The organism is Micromonospora sp. NPDC047074, assembly GCF_040643815.1.
GTDB lineage: Bacteria > Actinomycetota > Actinomycetes > Mycobacteriales > Micromonosporaceae > Micromonospora.
In genome coordinates, this window is record NZ_JBEYVB010000001.1 from 502865 (window position 1) to 523809 (window position 20945).

Annotated in this window: 15 protein-coding genes; 5 read left to right on the forward strand and 10 right to left on the reverse strand. The window is 74.2% G+C overall.

Annotation, left to right across the window (positions count from 1 at the left end):
• Window positions 1-6: 6 nt before the first annotated feature.
• The 3 genes from ABZ809_RS02385 to ABZ809_RS02395 all read right to left on the reverse strand — a co-directional run bounded on the left by ABZ809_RS02385 (window position 7) and on the right by ABZ809_RS02395 (window position 3118).
• A complete protein-coding gene (locus tag ABZ809_RS02385; RefSeq protein ID WP_357560513.1) occupies window positions 7-1248 on the reverse strand; it encodes an ATP-binding protein in 1242 nt (413 codons plus the stop codon).
• Window positions 1249-1397: 149 nt separating this feature from the next.
• Window positions 1398-1814: a hypothetical protein gene (locus tag ABZ809_RS02390; protein ID WP_357560815.1), complete on the reverse strand. Its 417-nt coding sequence runs from the start codon at window positions 1812-1814 to the stop codon at window positions 1398-1400.
• A 659-nt stretch (window positions 1815-2473) separates the two neighbouring features.
• Window positions 2474-3118 carry a hypothetical protein gene (locus tag ABZ809_RS02395; protein ID WP_357560514.1) on the reverse strand — a complete coding sequence of 215 codons (645 nt, stop codon included), beginning with the start codon at window positions 3116-3118 and terminating at the stop codon, window positions 2474-2476.
• Between the two features lie 80 nt (window positions 3119-3198).
• Here ABZ809_RS02395 and ABZ809_RS02400 point away from each other — a divergent pair, with 80 nt between their 5' ends.
• Both ABZ809_RS02400 and ABZ809_RS02405 read left to right on the forward strand, forming a co-directional pair.
• A complete protein-coding gene (locus ABZ809_RS02400) occupies window positions 3199-4227 on the forward strand; it encodes an EamA family transporter (protein ID WP_357560515.1) in 1029 nt (342 codons plus the stop codon).
• Between the two features lie 10 nt (window positions 4228-4237).
• A complete protein-coding gene (locus ABZ809_RS02405) occupies window positions 4238-4978 on the forward strand; it encodes an A24 family peptidase (RefSeq protein ID WP_357560516.1) in 741 nt (246 codons plus the stop codon).
• Between the two features lie 160 nt (window positions 4979-5138).
• On the opposite strand, the gene ABZ809_RS02410 is transcribed toward ABZ809_RS02405, so the two are convergent.
• From ABZ809_RS02410 to ABZ809_RS02435, 6 genes are all read right to left on the reverse strand, one after another.
• Window positions 5139-8333 (reverse strand): UvrD-helicase domain-containing protein, encoded by a 3195-nt coding sequence (locus ABZ809_RS02410; RefSeq protein WP_357560517.1) that lies wholly within the window; start codon window positions 8331-8333, stop codon window positions 5139-5141.
• Window positions 8334-8434: 101 nt separating this feature from the next.
• Window positions 8435-9679 (reverse strand): metallophosphoesterase, encoded by a 1245-nt coding sequence (locus tag ABZ809_RS02415; RefSeq protein WP_357560518.1) that lies wholly within the window; start codon window positions 9677-9679, stop codon window positions 8435-8437.
• 13 nt (window positions 9680-9692) lie between these two features.
• On the reverse strand, window positions 9693-9932 hold the full coding sequence (locus tag ABZ809_RS02420; RefSeq protein WP_357560816.1) for a MoaD/ThiS family protein: 240 nt from the start codon (window positions 9930-9932) through the stop codon (window positions 9693-9695).
• 80 nt (window positions 9933-10012) lie between these two features.
• Complete coding sequence (gene moaA, locus ABZ809_RS02425; protein WP_357560519.1) at window positions 10013-11026, reverse strand: GTP 3',8-cyclase MoaA; 1014 nt, start codon at window positions 11024-11026, stop codon at window positions 10013-10015.
• The gene (locus ABZ809_RS02430; RefSeq protein WP_357560520.1) at window positions 11023-11937 is read right to left on the reverse strand and encodes a fructosamine kinase family protein; all 915 of its coding nucleotides are present in this window, start codon (window positions 11935-11937) and stop codon (window positions 11023-11025) included. Before ABZ809_RS02430 ends, moaA begins: the two co-directional genes overlap by 4 nt.
• Window positions 11938-11978: 41 nt before the next feature.
• Window positions 11979-14132: a sigma-70 family RNA polymerase sigma factor gene (locus ABZ809_RS02435; RefSeq protein WP_357560521.1), complete on the reverse strand. Its 2154-nt coding sequence runs from the start codon at window positions 14130-14132 to the stop codon at window positions 11979-11981.
• 345 nt (window positions 14133-14477) lie between these two features.
• On the opposite strand from ABZ809_RS02435, the gene ABZ809_RS02440 reads away from it, so the two are divergent.
• Window positions 14478-15971 carry an RICIN domain-containing protein gene (locus ABZ809_RS02440; protein ID WP_357560522.1) on the forward strand — a complete coding sequence of 498 codons (1494 nt, stop codon included), beginning with the start codon at window positions 14478-14480 and terminating at the stop codon, window positions 15969-15971.
• A 21-nt stretch (window positions 15972-15992) separates the two neighbouring features.
• Here the strand turns inward: ABZ809_RS02440 and ABZ809_RS02445 are convergent, their stop codons facing one another.
• Window positions 15993-17381: an MFS transporter gene (locus ABZ809_RS02445; RefSeq protein ID WP_357560523.1), complete on the reverse strand. Its 1389-nt coding sequence runs from the start codon at window positions 17379-17381 to the stop codon at window positions 15993-15995.
• A 168-nt stretch (window positions 17382-17549) separates the two neighbouring features.
• On the opposite strand from ABZ809_RS02445, the gene ABZ809_RS02450 reads away from it, so the two are divergent.
• Together ABZ809_RS02450 and ABZ809_RS02455 are read left to right on the forward strand one after the other, a co-directional pair.
• Window positions 17550-18131 carry an NAD(P)H-dependent oxidoreductase gene (locus ABZ809_RS02450; protein WP_357560524.1) on the forward strand — a complete coding sequence of 194 codons (582 nt, stop codon included), beginning with the start codon at window positions 17550-17552 and terminating at the stop codon, window positions 18129-18131.
• A 77-nt stretch (window positions 18132-18208) separates the two neighbouring features.
• Entirely contained in the window at window positions 18209-20899 is a 2691-nt protein-coding gene (locus tag ABZ809_RS02455; protein ID WP_357560525.1) for an AAA family ATPase, read from the forward strand.
• Window positions 20900-20945 lie beyond the last annotated feature (46 nt).

Here is a 20945-nt window from a genome sequence, read left to right on the forward strand (position 1 = left end):
CGCCGGTCAGGCCGGTTGGGTGCGCAGGTAGCGGCCGAAGTGCGGGACGGTGAAGGCGACCGTGCCGCGCTCGCCGGAGTAGATCAACCCCTTCTTGATCAGCGCGTCCCGGGCCGGGGAGAGGCTGGCCGGCTTGCGACCCAGGGCGCGGGCGATCTCCGCCGTCGGCACGGCGGCGTCCATGTCGTCCCGGCCACCGCCGTCCGCCTCGCCCTCCACCAGGGACAGCGTCGCCATCGCCCGCATGTACTCGCGTTCCGCCGGGGTGGCCCGCTCGAACCGGGAGCCGAAGAAACCGACGGCCAGCTCGGCCTCGGCTTCCGGCGCGGCGACCCGTACGTCGGCGGCGGTGATCGGCGAGCGGGGCGCATGGTCCCAGGTCGCCTTCCCGTACGCCTGGACGAAGTACGGGTAGCCGCCGGACTTCTCGTAGAGCAGGTCCAGCGCCTTCTGCTCGTACTCCACCTCCTCGCGCTGGGCCGGAGCGCAGAGCGCCTGGTCGGCGGCGAGCCGGTCGAGCCGGTCGATGCGCTGGTAGCGGAAGAGCCGTTCGGAGTACGACTTGGCGGCGCTGAGCACGGCCGGCAGGTGCGGCAACCCGGCACCGACCACGATCAGCGGCGCGCCGAGCTGGGACAGCTCGTGGCAGGCGGCGCAGAGCGCGGAGACGTCCTCCGGGCCGAGATCCTGCATCTCGTCGATGAAGATCGCGACACCGGTGCCGACGTCGGCGGCCACCGCGGCGGCGTCGGTGAGCAGCTCGACCAGGTCGATCTCGATGTCGCCGGAGTCGGCGCGACCGCTGGCGGCGGGCACGTCGATGCCGGGCTGCCACCGGTCGCGCAGCTTCGGGGCGGCGGTGCCGCGGCCGGTCGGCGCGGTCCGCTGGGCGAACGCCTTGAGCACGCCGAGGAAGGCGTCGATCCGGTCGGGGGCACGGTGCCGGGGTGCCAGCTCCCGGACGGCCATGTGCAGCGCGGCGGCGATCGGGCGGCGTAGCGACTGGTCCGGCCGGGCCTCGATCTTGCCGCTGCCCCAGAGGTGGTTGATCGCCTGGGAGCGCAGGGTGTTGAGCAGCACTGTCTTGCCGACCCCGCGCAACCCGGTGAGCATCAGGCTGCGTTCCGGCCGGCCCCTCGCGATGCGCTCCAGCACGACGTCGAAGACGTCCAGCTCGCGCCCCCGCCCGGCGAGCTCGGGCGGGCGCTGGCCGGCGCCCGGGGCGTACGGGTTGCGGACCGGATCCACGCATCGCACAGTATCGGCCCGTCTAGCTTGGGGACTAGACATGCGTATACGGGGCGATCGGCGTGTCGGGGTCGGGATGGCGTCGACACAAAACTAGGGCTGTCTAGCGTGGATGCTAGACAGCCCTAGTTTCGCCAATCAGCGCTTCGTCAGCGCTTCTTCAGGCACAGCACGTAGTCGAGGAAGTCCAGCGAGTTGTCGTGGACGTAGTTCGCGGTCGACTCCGGCGCCCGGGTCTTGCAGCGGTCGCCGTCCGTGGTGGCGGGAATCCGCGCCAGCACCTCGTACGTGTTCGGGCCGCAGGGCACCTTCCGTAGCTCGGCGTCGCTGGCCGTGCCGTCGTTGACCACGCAGTCGCCCACCGCGTAGGTGCTCCTGCTGGGGCTCGGCCGGGCCGTCGTCGGTGCCGCGCTGGGCCTGTCCGTCGGCCGGGCCGTCGGGTTGGCGGAGGCGCTCGCCGTCGGGAGCGCGATCGGGTCGTCCTCCTCGCCGGCCTGATAGAACGCCCAGCCGGCCAAGCCGAGGCACGGGCAGAGCAGGAGCACCACCACCAGGCCGATGATCAGCGCGACCTTCCCACCGCCCTTCTTCGCGGGCGGCGCCACCGGTGGCATCCCGTACCCGCCGGGGGCCGGCGGAGGGGCGCCCCACTGGTTGCCGGGCGCCGACGCGGACGCCGATCCGGCCGGCGGATACGCCGCTGCCTGCGAGTAGCCTCCCTGCTCCGCCGGCGGCGGGTACCCGGCCCCGGAGGTGGGCGGCGGCGGATATCCGGCCCCGGACGTGGGCGGCGGCGGGTACCCGGCCCCGGACGTGGGCGGCGGCGGGTACCCGGCCCCGGACGTGGGCGGCGGCGGGTAGCCCGCCCCGGAGGTGGGCGGTGGGTAGCCGGCTCCGGAGGTCGGCGGTGGGTAGCCCGGCTCCGGGGCGGGCGGAGGCTGCTGCCACGTCGGCGCGGCAGGTGGTTCGGCGGCCGGGTCCGGCTGCCCCCATTGCGACTGGCCCCACTGCGGGGCGGGCGGCTCGCCGCCGGGCCGCGGCTGCTCCCACTGCGACTGGCCCCACTGCGGCGCGGCCGGCGGCTGGGGATCGGCCGACTGCGGCTGCCCCCACTCGGGCAGCGTGGGATCGATGGGTCGCGGAGTGCCCGGCGGGCGCTGGTAGGGGTCGTCCGGCTGCCCGGGTGATCCGTAGGTCGTCATTTCTTCCCTAGGGGTGCGGTGACTCAGCGCTGCTTGAGGCAGAGCACGAAGTCGAGGGTGTCGAGCTCGCTGTCGAAGAAGTACCAGTTGGTGTAGCCGTTCACCTCGGCGCACTTCGCGGCGGCGTCCTTCTCGCCGCTGGTCGCCCCGTCGATCCGGCGCAGCACCTCGTACGTCTGCCGGGCGCAGTCGGTGATCAGCAGCTTGGGCCGGCCGTCGGCCACCCCGTCGTTGCGGACGCACTGGCCGGCCTTCGCGAAGCGCGGGTCGGCCGAGGACTCGGGGGCAGGCGCGGTCGGCGCCGGTGGCGTCTCGCTCGCGGGTGCCCCCGAGGTGGCGGTCCCGGCCGCCGGTGCCGGGCCACCCGACGTGCCGACGGATGCCCCCTCGTCCTGGCCGAGCAGGTAGAACACCGCCGCCCCACCGACGAGGGCCAGCACCGTCACGGTGGCCAGCACCGCGAGCACCGGCCGCCGGCCGCGCCGGCGATCCGGGGGGAGACCACCGGCGTACGGCTCCCCGCCGTGCGTCGGCGGGGGGTAGGAGGTGTGCGGTGCCTCCCAGACACCCCGCTCCGAGGACCCCGCCGACGGGTCGTACGCCTTGTCGGGGCGCCGCCCGTGCCACGGTTCCGGGCCCCCGCGACCCGGTGGTCCGTAGTTCGGCATGCACGTCTCCCGCGTGAGTGGTGAGAGGCCGGCCACCAACGAGGGACGCCGGCGCCCAGGCCACCGTAGCGTGTCCACCGATGAGCCCACCTCCCTCAAGTGCGTCGCCGTCCGTGGACGCCGGGACACCCAGCAGCCCGCGCGCCGGGACGGTCCCGGCGCCCGCCGCCGTGCCGGCCCTCGTCTGGACCGCGTTGATGCTGGTCTACGTCCTGTGGGGATCCACCTACCTGGGCATCCGGATCGTGGTGGAGTCCATGCCACCGCTCGGCTCAGCGGCCCTCCGGTTCGGCGTGGCCGGCCTGGTGCTGGCGATCGTGCTGCGGCTGCGGCGTGGCCCGGGCGCGCTGCGTGTCGACCGGCGGCAGTTGGGCTCGGCCGCGCTGGTCGGGGTGCTCCTGCTGGCCGGCGGCAACGGGCTGGTGGTGCTCGCCGAGTCCGGGCCGCCGGGTGTCGCCGTGCCCTCCGGAATCGCCGCGCTGCTGGTGGCCACCGTTCCGCTGCTGGTGGTGCTGCTGCGTACGGTCACGGGCGACCGCCCCCGGCACTGGACGCTGGCCGGGGTGACGCTGGGCTTCCTCGGCCTGGTGCTGCTGGTGCTGCCGACCGGGGGAGCGGACGCCGTGCCGTTGGCCGGGGCGCTGACCGTGGTGGCGGCCGCCACCTGCTGGTCGGTCGGCTCGTTCCTGTCCAACCGGATCCGCATGCCCGCCGATCCGTTCGTCGCCACCGTCTACGAGATGTTCGCCGGGGCGGCGGCACTGGCCGCCCTCGCCCTGAGCCGGGGCGAGCTGCGCGGCTTCGACCTGGGCACGGTGACGACCCGCTCGTGGCTCGCGCTCGCGTACCTGATGGTGGCCGGCTCGCTGATCGCCTTCACCGCGTACGTCTGGCTGCTGCACCACGCCCCGATCTCGCTGGTGTCCACGTACGCCTACGTCAACCCGGTGGTCGCGGTGGTGCTCGGGGCGATGTTCGCCGCCGAGTCGATCACCACGCAGGTCCTGCTCGGCGGCGCGGTCATCGTTGCCGGGGTGGCCCTGGTGGTGAGCACCGAGAGACCGCGACGTCCCGCGCAGGGGAGTACGCCGGAGCCGTCGCACCGGTAGCGTCCGGCCCGTGTCGACCGGGCTGCTGGCATGCGTGGCGCTGCTCGGTGCGCTGGCCGGCCTCGCCGCGCCCCACGTCGCCCGCCGCCACGCCCAGCCGGGCCCACCGACCGGGACCGGTCCCGGGCTCCCGGTCCTGGCGGGCGGTGCCGGGGTCGGGGCACCTGCGGGCGTGCCCGGTGCCGGGCCGCCGGTCGTCTCGGGTGCCGGCGAGGCAGGGCCTCCCGCGGGTCTGACCGCCGTGGTCGGTGCGGTCGTCTTCGCCGGCCTCGCGGCAGCCCTGGGGGCCGATCCCGCCCTGCCGGCCTTCCTCGGGCTGGCGGCAGTCGGGCTGGTGCTCGCCCTGGTCGACCTGTCCTGCCTGCGGCTGCCCGATCCGCTGGTCGGTGCCGCCGCGACGGTCACCGTCGTCGGGTTGGGCGGTGCGGCGCTGGTGTCCGGCACCCCCGGCCGGCTGCTCGGCGCGGTGGCCGGAGGCGCGCTCTGCTTCGCCGGTCACGTGCTGCTGGCGCTGCTGCCGGGGTCCCGGCTGGGCTTCGGCGACGTGAAACTCGCCGCCGTCCTGGGCCTGCCGCTCGGCTGGCTCGGCTGGTCGTACGTGGGGCTGGGGCTGCTCCTGCCGCACCTGCTCAACGGCGTGGTGGTGCTCGCCCTGCTGCTCACCGGCAGGGTGCGCCGAGACACCCCCCTCCCCCTGGGCCCAGCCCTCCTGACCGCCACCTGGCTGACCACCCTGACCCCCACCCCCTAACCCCCGCCCCGCCCCTCCCCGCCTCTACCCCCGCCGGCCCGCCCGGCGATCTTGCAGTTTGTGCCCCGGCAATTGGTGCATGAGGGGTATTTCGAGGGCCCAAAGTGCAAGATCGACGAGAATCAGGCGGAAGGAACCGCGGGCGAGGGGGGAGGGAGGGTCAGATCAGGCGGAGTTGGCGGTCTCGGGGGCGGCGGGGTTCCGCCTCGCCGAAGCGTTCGAAGAGGCCCGGGTCGATGGCGTCGAGGAACGGCGTCGGGCGGCAGTCGCGTTCCGTGCCGTGCCTGGTGCGGCGGGCCGCGTGCGTCACGTAGAGGCGGTCCTGGGCGCGGGTCAGCCCGACGAAGAAGAGCCGCCGTTCCTCGGCGATCGCGTCGTCGTCCGGGGTGCTGCCGGGCCAGCGCAGCGGCAGCAGCCCGTCCTCGGCCCCGACCAGGAAGACCACCGGGAACTCCAGCCCCTTGGCGGCGTGCAGGGTGAGCAGGGTGACGGCCTCGGCGCGCGGGTCGAGCGCGTCCACCTCGGCCCCGGTGGCGAGCTGGGACAGGAACAGCGGCAGGTCGTCACCGCAGCGGCGGGCCAGCGGGGTGAGCAGGTCGACCGCCGACCGGACGTCCTCCGGGCGTACGGCGCCGGAGCCGTCCAGCGTCGGCACGGCGAAGCGCTCCGCCAGCACCTGACCGGCCCGCCGGACCCGGGCGGTCAGCGAACCGTCGATCCCGTCGGCGTGCCGCAGCTCGCGGGCGATGGCGGTCACCCCGGGCCGGTCCCGCAGCCGGTCGTGCGAGCGCTTCTGCACCGGGATGTTCGCCCGGGCCAGCGCGTCCACGAGCGGTGCGGCCTGCGCGTCGGTGCGGTAGAGCACCGCGATGTCGGAGAAGGACAGCGCGGTCGACCGGCCGTCGATCCGCCCCGAGTCGAGGGACCGGTGGGAGAGCCCGCCGACCAGGTCGTCGATGGTGCGTACGACGAAGTCGGCCTCGTCGGCGACGGAGGCCGCGGGGTAGCGACCCACCAGCGGGGCCTCCGGGTCGAGCCGGGCCGGGTCGAGCCGGCGGCCACGCACGAGCGACGACGGCGCGATGGCCTGCACGGCGGCGGCCAGGATGGGGGCCGAGGAGCGGTAGTTGCGGTTCAGCCGCACCAGCCGGGCGTCGGTGAAGTCCTGCGAGAAGCGCAGGAAGTAGCCGACGTCGGCGCCCCGGAAGGAGTAGATCGCCTGGTCCGGGTCGCCGATCGCGCAGAGGTTGCCGTCGGCGGGGCTGAGCAGGCGCAGCAGCTCGTACTGCACCTCGTCGACGTCCTGGTACTCGTCGACGAAGATCCACCGCCAGCGCTCCCGGTACCGCTGCACGAGCTTGCGGTCGGCCCGGAGCAGCGCGACCGGCAGGGTCAGCAGCTCGTCCAGGTCCACCAGGTCCTGCTTGCGCAGCAGCGTCGCGTAGCCGGCCTCGTCGTCGCCGGCCTCGGCGCGGGCCTCCGCCCGCTGGGTGTCGTCGGCGATCCGGAAGTCCGCCGGCAGTCCGACGGCGTCGGCGTTCTCCCGGAGGATGGTCAGGCCCAGCGAGTGGAAGGTGCCGACGGTGACGTCCTCGGCGACCGGCCCGAGCAGCCCGTCGAGGCGGTGCCGCAACTCCTCGGCGGCCCGCCGGGTGAAGGTGATCGCCAGGCACTGCTCCGGGAAGACGTTCAGCTCCGCGCAGAGGTAGGCGATCCGGTGGGTCAGCGTCCGGGTCTTTCCGGTGCCCGGGCCCGCGACGATGAGCAGCGGCCCGCCCGGCGCGGAGGCGGCCACCCGCTGCATCGCGTCCAGGCGGTCCAGCAGGCCCGTGCCGACCTCCTCCATCCCGGCGAGCATCGGCTCGAAGGGCTCGTGCGGTGAGGGCGTCGGCGCGATCGGTGGCGGCGGCGCGGGCGGCTCGGCCTTGCGCTTCGGCTCGGCCTTCGCCGCCGCCGGGCGCTTGGCCCGCGGCTTCGGCGCCGGCTCCACGGGGGTGCGCTGCGCCGGCACGGGTACGTCGAAGAGCGTCTCCTGCGCCGTGCCGGTGCGTACGCCCAGCTCCACCGGGTCGAAGAGGGTGATGACGCCGTACTCGCCGTCGTATCCGGGGACCCGGCGGACGTCGCCCCGGCGCAGCCGGCCGATGCCCTCGGCGAGGAGTTCCCCGCCGACCTGTTCGATCTCGGCGAGCGGGGTGCTGGTGAGGATCTCCAGCTCCGGGCCGAGGGCGGCGACCAGTTCGTTGAGCTTCCCCTCGACCTTCTTGGACCGGGCGCCCACCTTGTTGATCTCGCCGAGGATCTCGGCCAGCGGCACCAGGTGGGTGACGTCGCGGGCGTGCGCGGGCCGGTGCCCGGAGGGTCGGTCGGCCAGCTCCTCGATCCGGCTGAGCACGCCGACGGTCAGCGGCTTGCCGCACTCCGGGCAGCGGCCGGCGGCGGCGCGGGTCTTCTCGGGCGACCAGTTGACCCCGCAGAGCCGGTGCCCGTCCGCGTGGTACTTGCCCTCCTCGGGGAAGAACTCGATGGTCCCGGCGAGCCCGTCGCCGGTACGCAGCGCGTCCCGGATGGCGAAGTAGTCGCGGGCGGTGGCGAAGACGGTGGCCTCGCGGGCCAGGGCCGGCGGCGAGTGCGCGTCCGAGTTGGACACCAGCTGGTAGCCGTCCAGGCTGCCGACCCGCCAGTTCATCTCCGGGTCGGAGGAGAGGCCGGTCTCCACGGCGAAGATGTGCTCGGCGAGGTCGGCGTAGCAGTCGGCGATCGCGTCGAAGCCCGACTTGGAGCCGAGCGCGGAGAACCACGGCGTCCAGATGTGCGCCGGCACCAGGTAGCCGTCGGCGCTGGCCTCCAGGGTGATCTCCAGCAGGTCCCGGGAGTCCAGGCCGAGGATCGGCCGGCCGTCCGAGCCGAGGTTGCCGATCCGCCCGAGCGCGGCGTTGAACCGGGCCACCGCGTCCAGGTCGGGCAGGTAGATCAGGTGATGCACCTTGCGGGTGCGGTCGTCCCGCTTGTAGATCGTGGAGATCTCCACGCTGAGCATGAACCGGACCGGATCCGTCTCCGCCTCGCTCGCCAGCCGGGGTGGCAGCCGGCGGGCGATGTCCCGTTCCGCCTCCGGGCTGAGCCGGTGCAGGCCGGGCTCGGCCGGGTGCAGCGTCTCGCGCAGGTGGTCGTACCAGGCGGGATGGGTGAAGTCGCCGGTGCCGAGCACCCCGATGCCCTTGCGCCGCGCCCACCAGCCGAGGTTCGGCAGGGTCAGGTCGCGGCTGCACGCGCGCGAGTATTTCGAGTGGATGTGCAGATCCGCGACGAACGGCGGAACGCCGCCGGGGGGTGCGGGACTGAACGGAGGCACGCCGCATCCTGTCACGACCGCGCCATTACCCACCCGTCGCCACGCACACCCGTGACCTGAGCATCCGGTGCTGGACAACGCCGGCACCCCGCGCTATGGGGTCAGCGGGAGCGCAGTTCCACCAGGGTGATCTGCGGTTCGGCGCCGACGCGGACCGGCGGGCCCCAGAAGCCGGCGCCGTTGGTGACGTAGACCTTGGTGCCGTCCACCTCGCCCAGGCCGGAGACCACCGGCTGCTGGAGCTTCACCAGCAGGTTGAACGGGACCATCTGGCCGCCGTGGGTGTGCCCCGAGAGCTGGAGGTCGACGCCGAACTTCGCCGCCTCCGTCGCCGCGACCGGCTGGTGGGCGAGCAGCACCACCGGCCGGCTCGGGTCCCGGTCGCCGAGCGCCGCCGCGTAGTCCGCCGGGGCGGCCAGCCCCGTGCCCGCCGCGGTGACGTCGTTGACCCCGGCCAGGTCGAGCACGCCGCCCCGGGCGTGGATCTCGGTCCGCTCGTTCTGCATCACCCGCAGGCCGAGCCGGTCCAGCTCCTGGACCCACTCCTCGACGCCGGAGTAGTACTCGTGGTTGCCGGTGACGAAGTAGCTGCCGTGCCGGGACCGCAGGCCACGCAGCGGCTCGGCGGCCTCGCCCAGTTCGGCCACGGAGCCGTCGACCAGGTCGCCGACGACCGCGACGATGTCGGCGTCCAGGCGGTTGATCGCGGCGACGATCCGCTCGGTGTGCGCCCGTCCGCGCAGCGGGCCGAGGTGGATGTCGGAGACGGTGGCGATCCGCAGGCCGTCCATGCTCCGGGGAAGCTTGGCCAGCGGGATCTGCACCCGGTCGAGCTGCGGCGGGCCGAGGGCGGTGCGGATGCCGTACCCGGTGAGGCCGGTGGCGGTGAGCCCGGCGAAGATCGCCGTCCCACGGGCGAGCAGCAACCGGCGGGAAGGGTCGTGGTCGGGCTGCGCGACGGCGTCGGCGGCCGGCGGGTCCGCCGGGCCGGCGGCGCCGACCATGGCGGGCTCGGGCGCCGCGGCGGTGGGCTCGGCGGCGGCGACCCGGCGGCGCAGCACCAGCTTGGTCACCGCCATCGGCACTTCCAGCGCCACGAGCAGGACCAGCAGGTAGAACATGATGGCGAGCCAGAGGTAGCCCGGCCACGCGAGCCAGTAGAGGCCCGCCTGGGTGCCGGCCATGGTCGCCGGTACGAGCAGCGCGAGCACCAGGACGGTGATCCCGCCGATCCGCCGCCACCGCCCCGGGGCGGTGGTGTCCCGCACCAGGCGCTTCCACAGGTAGAGGTGGATCAGGCCGGTGATCAGCCCTATGGTGGCGACGAACGCCAGTGCCGCCAACATGTGTGCGCCTCCCTCAGCCGCCCGCGAAGGGCGGCAGGACGTCGATCGTGGCCCCGGCCGGTAGCGGTGCCTGGCGATCATGACAGGTCACGCCGTCGACGAGGAAACTCGCCACCCCCAGCACGGCGGCGAGCCGCTCGCCGTGCCGGTCGGTCAGCTCCGCCACGAGTGCGGCCAGGGAACGGCCGGCGGGTGCGGTCTCCTCGGGCCGGCCGGCGGCGGCCCGCGCCCCGGCGAAGTAGCGGACGGTCAGCGGCGCCCCGGCGGCGCCCGGCGTGACGGCTGTCTGGGCCGGCTTCCCGGCGTGTGCCGGGGGTGCCAGTTCTGTCACGGTCAGCCTCCGATCGCGGACATCGGCCGGGCGGGCTGGAGGAAGGCCGGGTCGTCGATGCCGTGCCCGGCCCGCTTGCCCCACATCGCGGCCCGCCAGCGCTGGGCCAGCTCGTCGTCGTCCGCCCCGGCCCGCAGCGCGCCGCGCAGGTCGGACTCCTCGGTGGCGAAGAGGCAGGCGCGGACCTGACCGTCGGCGGTGAGCCGGGTGCGGTCGCAGTCGCCGCAGAACGGGCGGGTGACGCTGGCGATCACGCCGACCCGGGCGGGGCCGCCGTCGACCAGCCAGGTCTCGGCCGGTGCCGCGCCGCGCTCCACCGGGTCGGGGGCCAGGTCGAACTCCGCGCGCAGGGTGGCCAGGATCTCGTCGGCGGTGACCATGGCGGCGCGGTCCCAGCCGTGCTGGGCGTCGAGCGGCATCTGCTCGATGAACCGCAGCTCGTAGCCGTGGGCGAGGGCGAAGCGGAGCAGCTCCGGCGCCTCGGTGTCGTTGACGCCGCGCATCAGCACAGAGTTGATCTTCACGGGGGTGAGCCCGGCGGCGGCGGCCCCGGCCAGCCCGGCCAGTACGTCGGCGAGGCGTGCCCGCCGGGTCAGCCGGGCGAACCGCTCCGGGGCCAGGGTGTCCAGCGACACGTTGACCCGGTCCAGCCCGGCGGCGCGCAGCGTGGGGGCGAGCCGGTCCAGCCCGATGCCGTTGGTGGTCAGCGAGATCCGGGGGCGCGGATCGAGCGCCGCCACGGCGGCCACGATGCCGACGAGACCGGGCCGGATCAGCGGCTCCCCGCCGGTGAACCGCACCTCGGTCACGCCGAGCTGGCGTACCGCCACCCCGACCAGCCGGACGATCTCGTCGTCGCCGAGCAGGTCCGGGCCGGCCAGCCAGGGCAGCCCCTCGGCCGGCATGCAGTAGGTGCAGCGCAGGTTGCACTTGTCGGTCAGGGACACGCGCAGGTCCCGGGCGACGCGGCCGTACCGGTCGGCGAGGACGCCGGTGGTCGGCGGGGCGGCGTTCACCCGTCGACGGTAGCGCGCATCAGCCCCGCCAGAGCCGCCCGGGCGGTGTGGGCGACCGCATCGCGGTACGCCGCGCCGAACAGGGCGGTGTGCACCAGCATCAGGTGGAGCTGGTGCAGGGGCACCCGTTCCCGCCACCCGTCGGCCAGCGGCCACGTCTCCGCGTACGCGGCGAGGACCCGGTCCAGGTGCGGCACGCCGCCGAAGAGCGCGAGCTGCGCCAGGTCGGTCTCCCGGTGCCCGCCGTGGGCGGCCGGGTCCACCAGCCAGCCCCGGTCGTCGGCGCCCCAGAGCACGTTGCCCGGCCAGAGGTCCCCGTGGATCCGGGCCGGCGGCTCGTCCCCGCCGAACTCGCCGATCCGCGCGACGACCTCCTCGACGAGCCCGGTCTCGGCGGCGGTGAGCGCGCCGGCGTCCACCGACCGGCGCAGGTGGGGGAGCAGTCGCCGCTCGGCGAACCAGCGCGACCAGGGGCCGTCGTCCGGCGTGTTGTCCTGCGGGAGCGCCCCGATGAAGCCGGTCCACCCGGCCCCGAAGACCGACGCGCCGGCCCGGTGCAGGGCCGCCAGCTCCCGGCCGAAGCGCTCGGCCGCCCCGGGCGTCGGCTCGCCGGGCTCCACCCAGTCGAGCGCCAGCAGCCCGGGCAGCGCCACGACCACGTCCGGTACGGCGACCGCCCCGGCCTCGCGGAGCCAGCGCAGCCCGGCCGCCTCGGCGGTGAAGAAGCCCTCGGGCACCGGCGTCCCGGCGGCCTCCGGCCAGGTCTTCGCGAAGATCGAGTGGCCGTCGTCCAGGGTCAGCCGGGACGCGGCGCAGATGCTCCCGCCGGTGACCGGCGTCTCCCGGATCCGCTGGTGGGTCAGGAAGGTCGGCAGGTGCTCCGGATGCGCCCGCAGGTACGCCAGATCCATCTGCGCAAGGTAACCCCTCCCGCCGGCCCTTGGGTCCCCGGTCAACGCATGTCGGCGCCCATCGTGGGATCGCGGCGGTTGAGCAGGAACGTGCTCTCCGGCAGGGAACCGTCGGCCTGCCGTGGCCCCTCGGCCACGTCCGGCTCACCGCTGCGCAGGGTGGTGGTCGCCCAGTCCCGCTGGTTCCACGAGTTGTCCTCGTCGTCGACCGCTTCGCCGAGCCAGGTCTCGTCGCGGTTGGCCAGGGCCAGGTTGTGCCGCAGCACCGACACCGAGTGGACGAACGCGAACCCGGCCTTGCCGTTGCGGAAGGCCGTGCTGTTGGAGATCGACAGCGCCCCGCGGTTGCTTGCCTCGGTGAACCCGTACCCGGCGTTCTCCCAGGCCGCGCTCTGGGTCACCCGGTGCCGCACCTCGGGGGCGGGGTCACCGCCGCCGAGCTTGAAGCCGTTGCCGCCGCCCTCGGTGAACCCGGGGGTGTCCCACCGGTCGATCCCGTTGCCGAAGGCCCAGGACCGATCGACTGTCACCGGGTCGGTGAACTGGCTGAGGTCCAGCCCGTCGGCCGAGTTGTGGTACATCCGGCAGCCGCGTACCAGGTTGCCGGTGCCCGAGCCGTACTTGAACGCCAGCCCGTCGGCCGTACCACCGGCGTCCGAGGTGTCGTGGTTGGCGTGGAAGTCGCTGTCCAGCACCTGGTTGCCCACCGTGCCCCGGTCGCGCAGCAGCAGGCCGATGCCGCCGTTGTCGTGGACGGAGAGCCGGGAGAAGACGGAGTGGCGGCAGGAGACGCAGACGTACGCGTGGCCGGGCGCGTTCTTGATCTCCAGCCCGCGTACGGTCCAGTAGCTGGCCCGCTGGGTGATCGCCCACTGGCCGTCGGGCACCCGGCTGGCGTCGACCACCGCCCGCTCGTCGCGGTAGTTGCTGATGGTGATGCGCCGCTGGGCGGTGCCGCTGGTGGTCATGACCACGGGCTCGGTGAGCCGGTGGGTGCCGCCGTGCAGCATGATCGTCTGGCCCGGGCGCACCACGGCGACGGCCCGCCCCAGGGTGGCGTACGGGCGGTCGGCGCTGCCGGTGCCGGTGTCCGAGCCGTTCGGCGCGACGTGGATCTCGGCACCGGTCACCGGGGCGGCGGGTCGGGCCGCCGGGGAGGCGGTGGGCGGAGCCGTGGACGGGGGCGGTTGCGCGACCACCGTGGGACCGGCCGGGACGCGGACGGGGTCCGGCGCCTGGAGCACGGCGTAACCGATGCCCCCGGCGGCGACCGTCGCGACCGTCGCGCCCGCCACGACCTTGTTGGCGAAGAACCCCTGGATCATGGCCCAGAAGGACACGGCGGCCGGGACCGCCGGGCCGCCCGCCACGAGTCCGGCGGCGACCGGGAACGTCGTCATGCCGGGCAGCAGCCGTTCCGGGGCCAGCAGCACCTGCCGGTGCGCACCGCACCGTGGGCAGCCCCGGCCGTGCCGGCTCAGCCGCTTGCGCCACAGCGGGCCGGCGCTGCCGTCCCAGCCCCGGACCAGCGCGGCCAGGTCCGGGCAGCGGGGTGACGCGTGCAGTGCGCGGACGATCAACCGGCTCTCGTCCAGTCGCGTCCGCATCCGGCCCAGCCGCACCGCCGCGTGCTTCGGGCTGACCGACAGCGCGTCGGCCAGCTCGGCGCGGGTCAACTCGCCGATCGCCTCCCGCCACCACCATCGCAGCAGCCGCCGGTCGTCGTCGTCCAGCCAGCCGGTGGCCTCGGCCAGCTCCCGGCGCTGCTCGCTGAGGATCAGCTCGGCCACGGTCCGTTCGGCCAGGTCGCCGCCCGGGTCGGGCAGGTCCACGTCGGTCTCCTGCTCGCGGCTGCGGGTCCTCGCCTGCCCGCGCAGGTGCAGCTGCACCTGCCGGTACGTGATGGACACCAGCCAGGACCGGAACCGGTCCGGCTCCCGCAGGTCGGGCAGGCCCCGGATCACCCGGACCATCGTCTCCTGGACGAGGTCGTCGACGTCCGCGTGCCCGTTGAGCGCCCTGCCGACGATCCCGTAGACGAGCGGAAGGTGGGCGGCGACCAGTCCGGTGAGCGCCGCCTCGTCACCCGCGCGGGCGGCGGTGACCAGCGCGGCCACGTCGGGGTCGGACGCCTCAAACGTACCCGGGGCCAGCTCCGCGTCGCGGGCCGGCGCGTGGACGTCGCTGCCGGTCACGATGGCGGTCTCTCCTCACGTCGCGGGTCGGTCCGACCACATCGGCGGGAACGCCACGTCGCCGGCCGTCGCCCGGTCCCCTTCGCCGCCCGTCCGGCGCTGGTGACGACGCAGTTTCACGGATGTTCGCACACCGAAACACGCCTGTAAAGATCGTTGCTCGTCACTGTCTAAGTAAGTCGGCCAGCCAAACAAAGTTCCGAGTTTCCGTTGTCGACGGGCCCCCGCGGTCGTCTACGGATCAGAGCGGGCCGACGCCGACCCGCCTGGCGCCGGCTCTGGGCAAGCCGGCCGCCAGGCGGGCCACAACCACACCTCCACCACCCGTACGCAGGAAGGAAGTCAATGCGACAGACCATCCATTCCCCCGACGCCCACCCGGCACCGGCCACCACCAGCGTCGGTCGTCGGCTGTGGCGGCGCCTGGTGCCGCTGGCCGTACTCGCCGTGTCGGTGCCCGTCGCCGTGGTGGCGACCGGCGCCCCGTCGCAGGCGGCGACTGTGGACACCGGCGCGTACTACGTGTTCGTGTCGCGGCACAGCGGCAAGGTGATCGACGTGTCGAACTACTCGACCAGTGACGGCGCGGCGATCCACCAGTGGACGCGTACGGACACGTTGAACCAGCAGTGGCAGTTCGTGCCGACGGACAACGGCTACTACCAGTTGCGTTCGCGGCAGAGCGGCAAGGTGCTGCAGATCGCGAGCGCCGAGGACGGCGCCGCGCTGACGCAGGAGACGGCGAGCACGAACACCCGGCAGCACTTCGGCGTCGCGGACTCGGCCGACGGCTACGTGCGGTTCGTCAACCGGCACAGCCGCAAGGCGCTCGACGTGTGGGAGTGGTCGACCGCGAACGGTGGCCGGATCTCCCAGTTCGCCGACCTCGACGGCACCAACCAGCAGTGGCAGATGGTCAAGGTCGGCTCCGGCGGCACCCCGTCGGTGCCGTACGGCAACGCGCCCGACGGGTTCGCCACCGGGGTGACCGGCGGCGCCGGCGGGCAGACCGTCACGGTGACCACCCAGTCGCAGCTCAACCAGTACGTCACGGCGTCGGCGCCCTACGTCATCCGGGTCGCCGGCACGATCAACATCAGCCCGAAGGGCACCGAGCTGCGGGTGGCGTCCAACAAGACGATCATCGGCGTGGGCACCAGCGGACACATCGTCGGCGGCGGGTTCTTCCTCGGCTCGGGCGTCAACAACGTCATCATCCGCAACCTGACGATCCGGGACACGCTGATGCCGGACGACGACCCGGGTGACGACACCTACGACTACGACGCCATCCAGATGGACACCGTCAACCGCGTCTGGATCGACCACAACCGGCTCCAGCGGATGAACGACGGCCTGCTGGACAGCCGCAAGGACAGCACCAACATCACCGTCTCCTGGAACCACTTCGCCGACAACAACAAGACCTTCGGCATCGGCTGGACGGAGAACGTCACCGCCCGGATGACCATCCACCACAACTGGTTCCAGAACACCAGGACCCGCAACCCCAGCGCGGACAACCTGGCCAACCTGCACATGTACAACAACTACCTGCAGAACTGCGCGTCGTACGGCAACTACGTGCGGGGCGCGACCAAGGCCGTCATCGAGAACAGCTACTACGAGAACGTCCGCAACCCGTACTACGTCGAGGCGGGCGAACTCGTCCAGCGGGGCAACGTCACGGACAACAGCCCGTGGGACTCCGGCAAGGTCAAGTCGAAGGGCACGGCGTTCAACCCGAGCAGCTTCTACTCGTACACCCTGCACAACGCCGCGGACATCCCGGCGATGCTGCGTACCCACGCCGGCCCGCAGGCCAACATCGGTCTCTGACGTGTAAGGAAGGGCCCCTTCCTAACGCATAGCGTTAGGAAGGGGCCCTTCCTTACACCGTCCGGCGGCCAGCAGCGCCAGCCCGCCGGCGGCCTGGATCACCGCGAGCACCACCAGGGCGGTACGGAAGCCGGCCAGCCCGCCCCCGGCGACGGTCCAGCACAGCGCGGCGACGGCGGGCGCGAGCGTCGTCGCGATCATCCGGACGGTGCCGCCGATGCCGCCGGCGGCACCGGTCGAGCCGGTGGGCGCCGCCGCCATGACCGCCGCGATGACCGGGGTGTTGAACAGGCCGAACCCGACCCCGACCAACGCGATCTGCCAGCCGAGGTGCACCAGCCCGGCGTCGGCGGAGAGGGTGACCGGCAGCAGCGTGGCTCCGGCCGTCAGCGCGGCACCCGTCGCCGCCGCCGGCAGCGCGCCGACCCGGTCGGCGAGCCAGCCGGCGACCGGCGAGGTGACCGTCATGGCGCCGATCTGGACCAGCAGCAGCATTCCGGCCACCTCCGGGCCCTCGTGCAGCACGTCGGCGAGGAAGTACGGCAGCAGGAAGACGGTCAGCGCGACGTTGAAGCACACCAGGAACAGCCCGAGGCTGGTGAACCCGAAGCGGCGGGCGCGGACCAGCGCGATGACCGGCCGGGAGGCGGGCAACCGTGCCCAGGTCAGGCCGAGCCCCACGGCCAGCGCGCCGAGCCCGGCGGCCAGCACCGGCCGGGCCGCGATCTCGTCGACGGCGACGAGCACCGCGGCGACCGTGCCGCCCAGCAGCACCGCCTCGCGCAGCAGCGGCAGCCCCGGGGCGGGCAGTCCACGGCCGTCGCGGGGCAACGCCCGCAGGCCCAGCCAGAGCGCGACCGCGACGAGGGGCAGCTTCAGCAGGAACACCGCGCGCCAACCGGAGGCGCCGGCCACCAGCCCGCCCAGCGAGGTGCCGGCCATCCCGCCGACGGTCATGATGGTCACCACCGCGCTGATCGCGCGGGCCCGCTGGTCCGCCCGCACGGTCGCGGCGATCACCGGCAGGTAGACCGCCAGCGTGAGCCCGCCCGCGACGCCCTGGAGCAGCCGTACGGCCAGCAGCACCCACATCGCCGGGGCGAAGGCGGCGAGCACGCTGGTGACCCCGACACCGGTCATGGACGCGACGAAGATCAGCCGGGGGTCGGCCCGGTCGGCCCAGCGGCCGGCGGGGATGGCGATGGCGGCCATCGGCAGCGCGTACGCGAGCAGCACCCAGGTGGTGGCGGCCGGGTCGGCGCCCAGGTCGGCGCCGATCGAGGGCAGCACCACGCCGGCCATGCTCATCTCGGAGGTCGCCACGAGCATGGCGACGGCGACCGCCACGACCGGCGCCCAGCGGGTGCGGACGACCGGAGCCGACGACTGCGGTGGGGATGCGGTGGTCATGGGCACCGACGGTAGGGACGCGTACCCTCGCCGGGCATCTGTCGAACGACCGTACCGACCGGCCGGTGCGGGGTCTGCGCCGTCGACCGGTCAGTTGACAGATGGCGGGGCCCCGCCGGCTGCCTAGCGTGGTCGGCACATCCACCCCGAACGTACTGGGAGAGCACCATGACCACGCAGAGACTGCGGCTGGCCGTCATCGTCGGCAGCATCCGGGCGGGCCGGTTCGGCCCGGTGGTGGCCAACTGGTTCGTCGACCGGGCGCGCCGGCACGACGGCTTCGACATCGACGTGGTCGACCTGGCCGAGGTCGACCTGCCGCCGACGCTCACCGCGTTCGGCGCACCGCGGCCGGCGGCGGTGGAGGCGTTCGCGCCACGGCTGGCCGCCGCCGACGCCTTCGTGGTGGTGACGCCGGAGTACAACCACAGCTACCCGGCCTCGATCAAGACCGCCATCGACTGGTACCGCGACGAGTGGCGCGCCAAGCCTGTCGGTTTCGTCTCCTACGGCGGGGTCTCCGGCGGCCTGCGCGCGGTGGAGCACCTGCGTCCGGTGTTCGCCGAGGTGCACGCGACGACGGTGCGGGACACCGTCAGCTTCCACGACTGCTGGGACAGGTTCGACGAGTCGGGGGCGCCGGTGGAACCGCAGGGCTGCGACAACGCCGCCAAGACCGTCCTGGACCAGCTCGGCTGGTGGGGGCGGGCCCTGCGGGAGGCCCGCGAGCGGGTTCCCTACGCGGCCTGAGCTTCGCGCGGGGGCGCGTGGCCGGACAGGGCGCGGTACGTGTCGCCGGGCCCGGTGGCCGCGTAGCGTTGACTCCCGTGCTGCACGGCCGAAGCGAGGAGACCGCCCGGATCGACGGCCTGCTCGGGCAGGCGCGGGCCGGGCGCAGTGGCGTGCTCGTCCTGCGGGGCGAGGCCGGCATCGGCAAGTCGGCGCTGCTCGGTGACGCCGCCGCCCGGGCCGACGACATGCGGGTGCTGCGCACCGACGGCATCGAGTCGGAGGCCGGTTTCCCCTTCGCCGGGCTGCACCTGCTGCTGGGCCGCCAGAGTGAACGGATCGATGCTCTGCCCGCCCCGCAGGCCCGGGCGTTGCGGGTGGCGCTCGGTCAGGAGGCCGGCGGCGACGTCAACCGCTACCTGGTCGGGCTGGCCGTGCTGACCCTGTTGGCCGAGCTGGCCGAGGAACGCCCGCTGCTCTGCCTTGTCGACGACGCGCACTGGCTCGACCCGGCCTCGGCGGAGGCGCTGCTCTTCGCCGTACGGCGGCTCGACGCCGAGCCGATCGCGGTGATCGTCGCGGTCCGCACCGACGAGGTGTCCCCGTTCGACCCGGCCGGCCTGCCGGAGCTGCCGGTCGGTCCGCTGGACGAGTCGGCCGCCGCCGAGGTGCTGGCGCAGCGATCGGACCCGGTGCCCGGCTACCTCCGGCCCGACCTGCTCACCGAGGCGCAGGGCAACCCGCTTGCCCTGCTGGAGCTGCCGGTCGACGGCGTGCCGCGGCCGACGCCGTCGTCGCGTTTCCAGCGGCTCCACGGGGTCTTCGCCGAGCGGGTGCGGCGGCTGCCCGAGGCGACCCGTCGGCTGCTCGGCGTCGCCGCCGCCGCGTCCTCCGCCGACGCCTCCGTGGTGTTCCCGGCCGCCGAGCGCCTCGGCTGCACCCGGGACGACCTGGCCCCCGCTGAGCGGGCGCAGCTCGTGCGGCTGGTGGACGGCCGGCTGGTGTTCCGCCACCCGCTGGTGTTCTCGGCACTGCGGGACACTGTGGAGGCCGGCAGCCGGATGGCGGCGCACGAGGCGCTTGCGGCGGTCTACGCGGCCCGGGGCGACGTCTGCTCGTACGCCTGGCACCGGTCGGCGATGGCCACCGGGCCGGACGAGGAGGCGGCGGGTGCCCTGGAGGCCGCCGCGCGGAGCGGGTCGGCCCGGGGCAGCGCTGTGGTCTCGGCGATGTACGAACGGGCCGCCGGGCTCACCGCGGACCGGGCCCGGCACGGGCGGCGGCTGACCGTCGCGGCGGAGGCGGCGGCCGACACCGGCCAACTGGACCGGGCCACGACGCTGGCCGACCAGGCCGCCGAGCACGTCACCGATTCCCTGCAACTGGCCGACATCGCACTGGTCCGCGCCATGGTGCTGGACTCGGTGGACCGTCCCCGGGAGGCCCACCGCCTGCTCTCCGACGCCGCCGTGGCGGTGGCCGCCCTCGATCCGAGCCTGGCCGGTCACCTGCTCTTCCGCGCCGGCCGGGCGGCCGCCCACGCGGGCGACTTCGACGCGCTGGACCGCACCGCCGCCCGGGCCGGGGAACTCGGCGTGCCCAGCGCCCACCTCGTCACCGCGCTGTCCCGCGCGTTCGCCGCGCAGAACGCCCTCACCGACGCCGCCGTCGCACCGCTGCGGGTGCTGGTCGAGGAGACGACCGGCTGCGACAGGCACCTCGAACTGCTCGACATCGGGTGGTGGCACCTCATGCTGGCCGACCTGGACAGCGCGGACGACATCGCGGCGCGGCTGGCCGCCGTGGCCCGCCAGCAGGGTGCCGCCGGCCTGCTGGCCTCGGTGCTGCCGCTGCTCGCCCGCGCCCAGCTCATGCGGGGCCGGCACGACGACGCGGAGGCCAACGCGACGGAGGGGCTGCGGATCGCCGCCGACACCGGGCAGCGCCGGCACGCGGTCTACCTGACCACCGTGCTCGCCGGCCTGGCCGCGATTCGGGGTGAGGAACAGCGGTGCGTCGAGCTGACGGCGGCCCCGATCGCGCGGGGTGTGACGCCGGGCAACGTCCACGCGGCCGGCGCGCTGAGCCTGCTCGACCTGGGCCTCGGCCGGTACGAGGCGGCCTTCGGCCGACTCTCCGGCCTGCTGGGCGCGCGGCACCGGGGCGGCGCGATGGCCAGCCTGCCCGACCTGGTGGAGGCCGCGATCCGGGTGGACCGGCGGGACGACGCGCTGGCCGCCGCCCGGCAGTACGTCGAGTGGTCCGGTCGCGTCCGGCAGCCGTGGACGGGGGCGGTCGCGTTGCGCTGCCAGGCGCTGCTGGACGGCAACGCCGACGACCGGTACGCCCGGGCGGTGGCGCTGCACCAGGAGGGCGGCACCCCGTTCGAGCGGGCCCGCACGGAGCTGCTGTACGGCGAGTGGCTGCGCCGGGCACGCCGGATCAGCGAGGCCCGGATCGTGCTGCACTCGGCGCTGGAGATCTTCGACCGGCTCCAGGCCCACCCCTGGGGCGCGCGGGCGCGTGCCGAGCTGCGCGCCGCCGGGGAGAGCGTGCGGGCCGCCGACACGGGCGCCGTGCAGCGGTTGACCCCGCAGGAACACCAGGTGGTGCAGTTGGCGGCCCGGGGGCTGAGCAACCGGGAGATCGGCGCGCAGCTCTTCCTGAGTCCTCGCACGGTCGGCTACCACCTCTACAAGGCGTATCCCAAGCTGGGCGTCGGCTCCCGCAGCGAGCTGGCGTCCCTGGTGGCCGCCCGGCCCGGTCACTCCGCCCGCGTCGAGGCGTGAGCCCTCGAGCTGGGGAAACACGCTCCGTAACTGTGGATAACCCGCA